Consider the following 7,315-nt stretch of genomic DNA (forward strand, 5'->3'; position numbering starts at 1 on the left):
GCGGGGCGCGGACGGCGAAGGCTTTCGGCGCAAGGGCGACGGGCCTTCCTGAAATCTGCGGCGTCTCTAGCAGCAGTTCACCGGACTGTGCAACTGCCCCGCGGGCCGAAAACGGCGGCTTTGGTCGCTAACAGGCGGCTTGCCGCACGGCGCCCGGCACGGGGCGGCCGGGCGGTGGGGGCGGGCCGCCTGACGGAACGTCAACTTCGCCGCGATTCGGGCCGGGCGGGTCGTCCGAGGCGGGGTCAGGCCCCGCCCGGTGGCGCCGTCCGCCGCGCCCCGGCCGGGCGCGGGGCGCGGATGCCGTCGAGCACCTCGCGCGGGCTCGGCACCAACGCCGCCCGCCCCGGCCCGACCGGGGCCGCGACGTGCTTGCCGAACTCGGCCACCACCACCCCCGCGATCAGCAGGCGCGCGATCCGCGCCCCGGTCCGTTCCCACATCTGCGCGCCCCTGAGCCAGAAGCGCCGGTCCGAGGGCGGGATGTAGAGCGCCGCGCCGCAATCCTCGAGCACGAAGCCCGCCGCCCCCGCCTGCCGCTCGATCTGGCCGCGGGTGTAGCTGCGGCCGATCCCGAAGGGCGTGGCCTCGCTCTGCGCCCAGAGCCCGGCGCGGTTCGGCACCATCACCACCAGCCGCCCGCCGGGGCCGAGCGCGCGCCACGCCTCGGCCAGCAGCACGGCGGGGTCCTGCGCCGTCTCGAGCCCGTGCAGCATCACCAGCCGGTCCACGCTGCCGGTGTCGAGCGGCCAGGCCTCTTCGTCGCAGACCACGCTGCGGTTCGGCAGCCCCGGCGGCCACGCCATCACCCCCTGCCGGGCGGGCATCAGCGCGGTGACCCGGCGCGCCGACGCAAGGTAAGGGCGCAGCATCGGCGCAGCGAAGCCGTAGCCCGCCACGGTCATCCCCGCCGTGCCGCCCGGCGGCCAGCGCTCGGTCAGCCGGTCGCGCAGCACGCGCTGGACCACGCGGCCGAGGGCGCGCTGGTAGTAGAAACGGCGCAGGTCGGCGACATCGTTCTGCATGGCGCCAGTGGGCCGGCTGGCGGCGCCAAGGTCAAGCGCCTGCGGCGGCGCGGCGCGGCTGTGCCCCCCTGCCCTCACCCCTGCCCTCAACCGGTCGAGTTTGCAGACCACGCCCCGCGCGCCTAGCTTGAGGGAAAAGAGGAGCCTCCCATGGTCGAGCTGGTCACCGTTCGCTGCCTGTCGGACAACTACGCCTATCTGATCCACGGCGGCGGCCAGACCGCGCTGATCGACGCCCCCGAAGCCGCCCCGATCCTCGCCGAGCTGTCCCGGCGCGGCTGGGGGCTCGACGTGATCCTGCTGACCCACCACCACGACGACCACATCCAGGCGGTCCCCGACATCGTCGCCGCGACCGGGGCCGAGGTCTGGGGCAACGGCGCCGACCGGCACCGGCTGCCGCCGCTCGACCGGGCGCTGGCCCCGGGCGAGGCGGCCGAGGTCTGCGGCGAGGCGCTCGAGGTGATCGACGTGCCCGGCCACACCGTCGGCCACGTGGCCTTCCATCTGCCCGGTGCGGGGATGGCCTTCACCGCCGACAGCCTGATGGCGATCGGCTGCGGGCGGATCTTCGAGGGCACGCCCGCGCAGATGTGGGACTCGCTCACCCGCCTCGCGGCGCTGCCGGACGAGACGCTGGTCTGCTCGGGCCACGATTACGCCCGCGGCAACGGCGCCTTTGCGCTAGCGGTAGACCCGGAGAACGCGGCGCTGCGCGCCCGGCTGGACGCGACGCTGGCGGGGCAGCGCCCGGCGTCGCCCGCGACGCTGGCCGAAGAAAAGGCCACCAACCCGTTCCTGCGCGCCGGCGCGCTCGCGCGACCGGGCGAGGATGCGGGGGCGGCCTTCGCCCGGCTCAGGGCCGAAAAGGATGCGTTCCGTGGCTGACCGGGGCCGGGTTGAAAACGCCGGGGTGTGATCACATCTGCACCATCAGCCGCATCTTCGGACCGCGGGGTCCAGAAACCCCTTGCGCCGCGCCGGAATGCACCAATTCTTAATCGTATCGTGACAGTCTGGTCAGGTGGGTGCCCAAGCGCCCAGACCGCCAGCCGACTGACAGGAGCAGGAAGTGCCGTCATTCTCGACCACGCTGGAACAGGCGATCCATGCCGCGCTGTCGCTGGCCAACCAACATCGGCATGAGCTGGCGACCCTCGAACATCTGCTGCTCGCGCTCACCGAAGAGCCCGATGCCGTCCGCGTCATGCGGGCCTGCAACGTGGACCTGGCCGAGCTGCGCCGGCTGCTGACCGACTTCATCGAGGACGATCTCTCGACGCTGATCACCGACGTTGAGGGCTCCGAGGCGGTGCCGACCGCGGCCTTCCAGCGGGTGATCCAGCGCGCCGCGATCCATGTGCAGAGCTCGGGCCGCAACGAGGTCACGGGCGCGAACGTGCTGGTGGCGATCTTCGCCGAGCGCGAATCGAATGCCGCGTTCTTCCTGCAGGAACTCGACATGAGCCGCTATGATGCGGTCAACTTCATCGCCCACGGGGTGGCCAAGAACCCATCGTTCAGCGAGCCGCGCACCGTGCAGGGCGCGCAGTCCGAGTCGGCGAAGACCGAGGAAAAACCCTCGGGCAAGGACGATTCGGCGCTGGCGAAGTACTGCGTGGACCTCAACGCCAAGGCGTCCGAGGGTGACGTGGACCCGCTGATCGGCCGCGCCGACGAGGTCGAGCGCTGCATCCAGGTGCTCTGCCGCCGGCGAAAGAACAACCCGCTGCTGGTGGGCGATCCCGGCGTCGGCAAGACCGCCATCGCCGAGGGGCTGGCGCTCAAGATCACCCGTGGCGAGACCCCGGACGTGCTGTCGGGGGCCACGATCTTCTCGCTCGACATGGGGGCGCTGCTGGCCGGCACCCGCTATCGCGGCGACTTCGAGGAGCGGCTGAAGGCCGTGGTGAAGGAGCTGGAAGAGCATCCCGACGCGATCCTCTTCATCGACGAGATCCACACGGTGATCGGCGCGGGCGCGACCTCGGGCGGGGCGATGGACGCCTCGAACCTGCTTAAGCCGGCGCTGGCGGGCGGCAAGCTGCGCTGCATGGGCTCGACCACCTACAAGGAATACCGTCAGCACTTCGAGAAGGACCGGGCGCTGAGCCGGCGGTTCCAGAAGATCGACGTGAACGAGCCCTCGGTCCCGGACGCGATCAAGATCCTGATGGGGCTGAAGCCGAGCTTCGAGAAGCACCACGACCTGCGCTACACCTCCGAGGCGATCAAGTCGGCGGTCGAGCTCGCGAGCCGCTACATCAACGACCGCAAGCTGCCCGACAGCGCCATCGACGTCATCGACGAGGCGGGGGCGGCCCAGCACGTCGTGGCCGAAAGCCGGCGCCGCAAGGTCATCTCACCCAAGGAGATCGAGGCGGTCGTCGCCAAGATCGCGCGGATCCCGCCGAAGAACGTCTCGAAGGACGATGCCGAGGTGCTGCGCGATCTGGAGAAGACGCTGAAGCGGCTGGTGTTCGGGCAGGATTCGGCGATCGAGGCGCTGGCGTCCTCGATCAAGCTGGCGCGGGCGGGTCTGCGCGAGCCGGAAAAACCGATCGGCAACTACCTGTTCGCGGGCCCGACCGGGGTCGGCAAGACCGAGGTCGCCAAGCAGCTCGCCGCGACGCTGGGGGTTGAACTGCTCCGCTTCGACATGAGCGAATACATGGAGAAGCACGCCGTCAGCCGCCTGATCGGCGCACCGCCCGGCTATGTCGGCTTCGACCAGGGCGGTCTTCTGACCGACGGGGTGGACCAGCATCCGCACTCGGTGCTGCTGCTCGACGAGATCGAGAAGGCGCACCCGGATGTCTACAACATCCTGTTGCAGGTGATGGACCACGGCAAGCTGACCGACCACAACGGCCGCCAGGTGGATTTCCGCAACGTGATCCTGATCATGACCTCGAACGCCGGGGCCGCCGACCAGGCCAAGGCCGCCATCGGCTTCGGCCGCGACCGCCGCGAGGGCGAGGACAAGGAGGCGATCGAGCGCACCTTCACGCCCGAGTTCCGCAACCGTCTGGACGCTGTGATCTCGTTCGCGCCGCTCTCGCGCGACGTGATCGTGCAGGTGGTCGAGAAGTTCATCCTGCAGCTCGAGGCGCAGCTGATGGACCGCAACGTCCATATCGAGCTGACCGACGAAGCGGCGAACTGGCTGGCCGAAAAGGGCTACGACGACCGCATGGGCGCCCGCCCGCTCGGCCGGGTGATCCAGGAGACGATCAAGAAGCCGCTCGCCGAAGAGCTGCTGTTCGGCCGGCTGACCAAGGGCGGCGTGGTCAAGGTGCGGATCGAGGACGACAAGCCGGTGTTCGACATCGAGGGCCCCGGCTCGCCCCGCCTCGGCCGCGACCGGACGCCGTTGCTGACGGCTGAGTGAGAGGCGGGTCGGGCTTATCCTGGTTCGGCTGGTCACGGTCGGGTGAGAGGTGGACTGATCTTGAAGCTGCCGCGGACCCTTGGGGGCCGCGGCAGTTTTTTTGTGGGGCAAGCGGGGGGCTGGGCAGGCCGTCGCCTCCGGCGAGTCTAGCGAGGCGGCCGGTGACGGCGACCACGCGGCTTCTCTACTCCCGTGCAAATCGGACGCACATTAGGGTTATCGAAGCGTGTTCTTCTGCGCTGCTCCATACGCCCGCAGCTTCTTTTCTTGGACCGCGCAACAACGATGGTCGGGCTCTCCTATCACAGGTGAAAGCGCCAGCAGCTCCATTAAACTCAGAAATAAAACAAGCTGGATGCTTTGTCGTTTTTGGTCCTGATGGGATTTATCGGGCGACTTAACCGGATGTTGACGCAAGCGTGGAGATCGACATGCGACGCAGAAATCTACTCATGATCGTGGCCGCAGGCCTGGCTCTTCCTCTCGCCGGATATGCGCAGGCGGACAGTCCATTGCGGGCTGCGTTCATGGCGATGTCGGAGCGGCAGCGCCGTACCGTCCAAGAGGAACTCAAGACCGCGGGCTTCTATGAGGGCCGGGTCGACGGGTCTTACGGGCCGGGCACCGAGCGTGCGCTGGCAGAGGGAGCCTCGTTCATCAGCGAGAACAGTCGGGGAGAGGCCCGGTACGATCTTCGCTCAGAGGCCGGGATCCGCGCGTACCTCAGCGATCTGGCCGATGGAACGGCCGCCGCGTGGCTGTACGGCGAGGGCGATGAGGCCGATCTTTCGGTTTCTGGTTGACCGATCCCGCACCCGCTGCGCGGGTGGGGGCTTCTTCGCGTTCACCTTAGTGGCGAGGGTTAGACTGCTGGGCTTCACGATAGGTCGGCTATCCCACCCACAGCCCGGTGAGCAGGTGAGCAGGTGAGCAGGTGAGCAGGTGAGCAGGTGAGCAGGTGAGCAGGTGAGGCTCGGTCAAATGCGGAGATAGGTAAACGCTCATCTGAAGCTGCGGCATCGTTCCTGCGTTGCAGCCGGGTACCGCTGAAGTCGGGCGACCGAGAGGCAAGCAGTGGCCCGTGTCGCACCGCTTAGCGTCCGCCGCGGAGCATCGCTTGGGATCAGCAGCCGCTCGGGCTGCGATCCGCCCGCGCACCCCTAGCTCTCAGCATCTCGACCGCCCCCCGCCCGCGCCTCACCCGCCCAACCCCTCACCAGCATCGATCGCCAGCACCGCCTCGGCCATCACCTCGGCGCCGAGAGCGATGGCGTCGGGCTCGGCCCATTCCTCGGGGCAGTGCGAGCGCCCGGCGCGGCAGGGCACGAAGACCATCGCCGCCGGTGCGATCCGGGCCATGAAGGCCGCGTCGTGGCCCGCGCCCGACACCATCCGGCAATGGCTCGCGCCAACCCGATCGGCGGCGGCGGCGAGCGTTTCGACCAGCCCCGCGTCCATCGGCATCGGCTGGTTGTCCGACAGCAGCCGCGCGGTGCCGGTGATTCCGGTGGGCTGGTCGGCGACGCGGGCCTCGACCCAGGCGAGGAAATCCTGCATCGCCGCCCGTTCGGGCGCGCGCGCATCGATGAGCAGGCGGGCGCGACCGGGGACGACGTTCGCCGCCCCCGGCTCGATCGCAAACTCGCCGACCGTGGCGGTGAAATGGCCGCGGGCGGCGCGGGCGGTGGCCTCGGCGTCGATCTGCCCGATCAGGGCTGCGGCCGCGACCAGCGCGTCGGCGCGGCGTCCCATCGGCACGGTCCCGGCATGGCCGGCCTGGCCGGTCAGCACCACCTCGATGCGCTCGATCCCGGCGATGGCGGTGACGAGGCCAAGGTCGGTCGGGCCGCTCTCGAGCACGGTCCCCTGCTCGATGTGCAGTTCCAGAAAGGCGCGGATGCCGCTCGCGGGCTCGAGCCGCTCGGGGTCGCCGCCCACGTCGTGCAGCGCCTGCGCCAGCGTGCGGCCCTCGTGGGTCAGGCCCAGCCAGGCCTCGGGGCGCACGCCCGCCATCGCCCGCGAGCCGATGCAGGAGACGCCGAAGACCGAGACCTCCTCGGCCAGGAAATCCACCACGGCGAGGTCGTGCCGCAGGGCGATGCCGCGCTCGGCCAGCATCCGCGCCACCTCGAGCGCCGCGATCACCCCCGCCGTGCCGTCGAAGCGGCCGCCGTCCGGCACGGTGTCCGAGTGGCTGCCGAGCATGATCGTCCCGCGCCCCGGCTCGGTGCCGGCGCGGGTGCCGATCAGGTTGCCGCCGGCGTCGGTCCTGAGGCTCAGCCCGGCCTGCGCAAAGGCGCCCGCGGCCCAGGCGCGGCCCTCGTCGAAACGGGGCGAGAAGGCGCGCCGGGTCCACGGGCGGTCCGGGTCGGTGATCGCCGCGAGAGCCGTCAGGTCGGCCTCGATCCGGTCGGGGCTGACGCGCAGGTTGCGGGGCGGCAGGGTGGGGGCGGGGGTCGCGTCGGGCATGAGGGGCCTCGGGTTCAGCGCCCCGGTGCGGGGCCGGGTGTCGTTCTAGCGGCCCCGCCGGGGCGGCGCGAGCCCCCCTACCCCGCGAGCAGTGCCGCGTTGCCGCCGGCGGCCGTGGTGTCGACGCAGAGATGCCGCTCATGGACCGCGTGGGCCCGGTCGGGCATCGCCGTGACCAGCGGCAGGATCGGCCCCGGCCGCGCCGCGAGCGCCTGGGCAAAGTCCCGCGCCGTCTCGGCGTCGCCCCACCAGAGCACGCCTGAGAACCCGTCGAGCCGCGCCAGCGCCGCGGGACGGTGCCGCCCCGCGACCGCCACCGCCCGGCCGCCGAGCGCCCTCACCGCGTCGGCCTGCGCCGCGGCCACCGCCGGCGGCGGGGCGAGGTCGGCCTTCAGGCCATCCGAGGCGGCCGGAGCCGGGGTCTCGGCCG

General features: G+C 70.8%; 6 protein-coding genes. 3 read left to right on the top strand and 3 right to left on the bottom strand.

The features are described 5' to 3' along the window. Positions 1-245: 245 nt before the first annotated feature. Positions 246-1,025: a class I SAM-dependent methyltransferase gene (locus ACFHYO_RS03230; protein ID WP_036731647.1), complete on the bottom strand. Its 780-nt coding sequence runs from the start codon at positions 1,023-1,025 to the stop codon at positions 246-248. A gap of 150 nt (positions 1,026-1,175) precedes the next feature. On the opposite strand from ACFHYO_RS03230, the gene gloB reads away from it, so the two are divergent. From gloB to ACFHYO_RS03245, 3 genes are all read left to right on the top strand, one after another. Next, a complete protein-coding gene (gene gloB / locus ACFHYO_RS03235; RefSeq protein ID WP_394318342.1) occupies positions 1,176-1,913 on the top strand; it encodes a hydroxyacylglutathione hydrolase in 738 nt (245 codons plus the stop codon). Between the two features lie 184 nt (positions 1,914-2,097). Next, complete coding sequence (gene clpA / locus ACFHYO_RS03240) at positions 2,098-4,416, top strand: ATP-dependent Clp protease ATP-binding subunit ClpA (protein WP_036712479.1); 2,319 nt, start codon at positions 2,098-2,100, stop codon at positions 4,414-4,416. Positions 4,417-4,835: 419 nt separating this feature from the next. Then, positions 4,836-5,219 carry a peptidoglycan-binding domain-containing protein gene (locus tag ACFHYO_RS03245; protein WP_394318344.1) on the top strand — a complete coding sequence of 128 codons (384 nt, stop codon included), beginning with the start codon at positions 4,836-4,838 and terminating at the stop codon, positions 5,217-5,219. A gap of 394 nt (positions 5,220-5,613) precedes the next feature. On the opposite strand, the gene ACFHYO_RS03250 is transcribed toward ACFHYO_RS03245, so the two are convergent. Continuing rightward, positions 5,614-6,885, bottom strand: a complete 1,272-nt coding sequence (locus ACFHYO_RS03250) for a Zn-dependent hydrolase (RefSeq protein ID WP_394318346.1) — start codon at positions 6,883-6,885, stop codon at positions 5,614-5,616. A 77-nt stretch (positions 6,886-6,962) separates the two neighbouring features. Further along, positions 6,963-7,315 (bottom strand): hypothetical protein (locus ACFHYO_RS03255; protein WP_446728963.1); only part of this gene is annotated, 353 nt, incomplete at its 5' end.

Origin of the sequence: Paracoccus panacisoli, assembly GCF_042435015.1 — a bacterium.
Taxonomy (GTDB): domain Bacteria; phylum Pseudomonadota; class Alphaproteobacteria; order Rhodobacterales; family Rhodobacteraceae; genus Paracoccus; species Paracoccus panacisoli.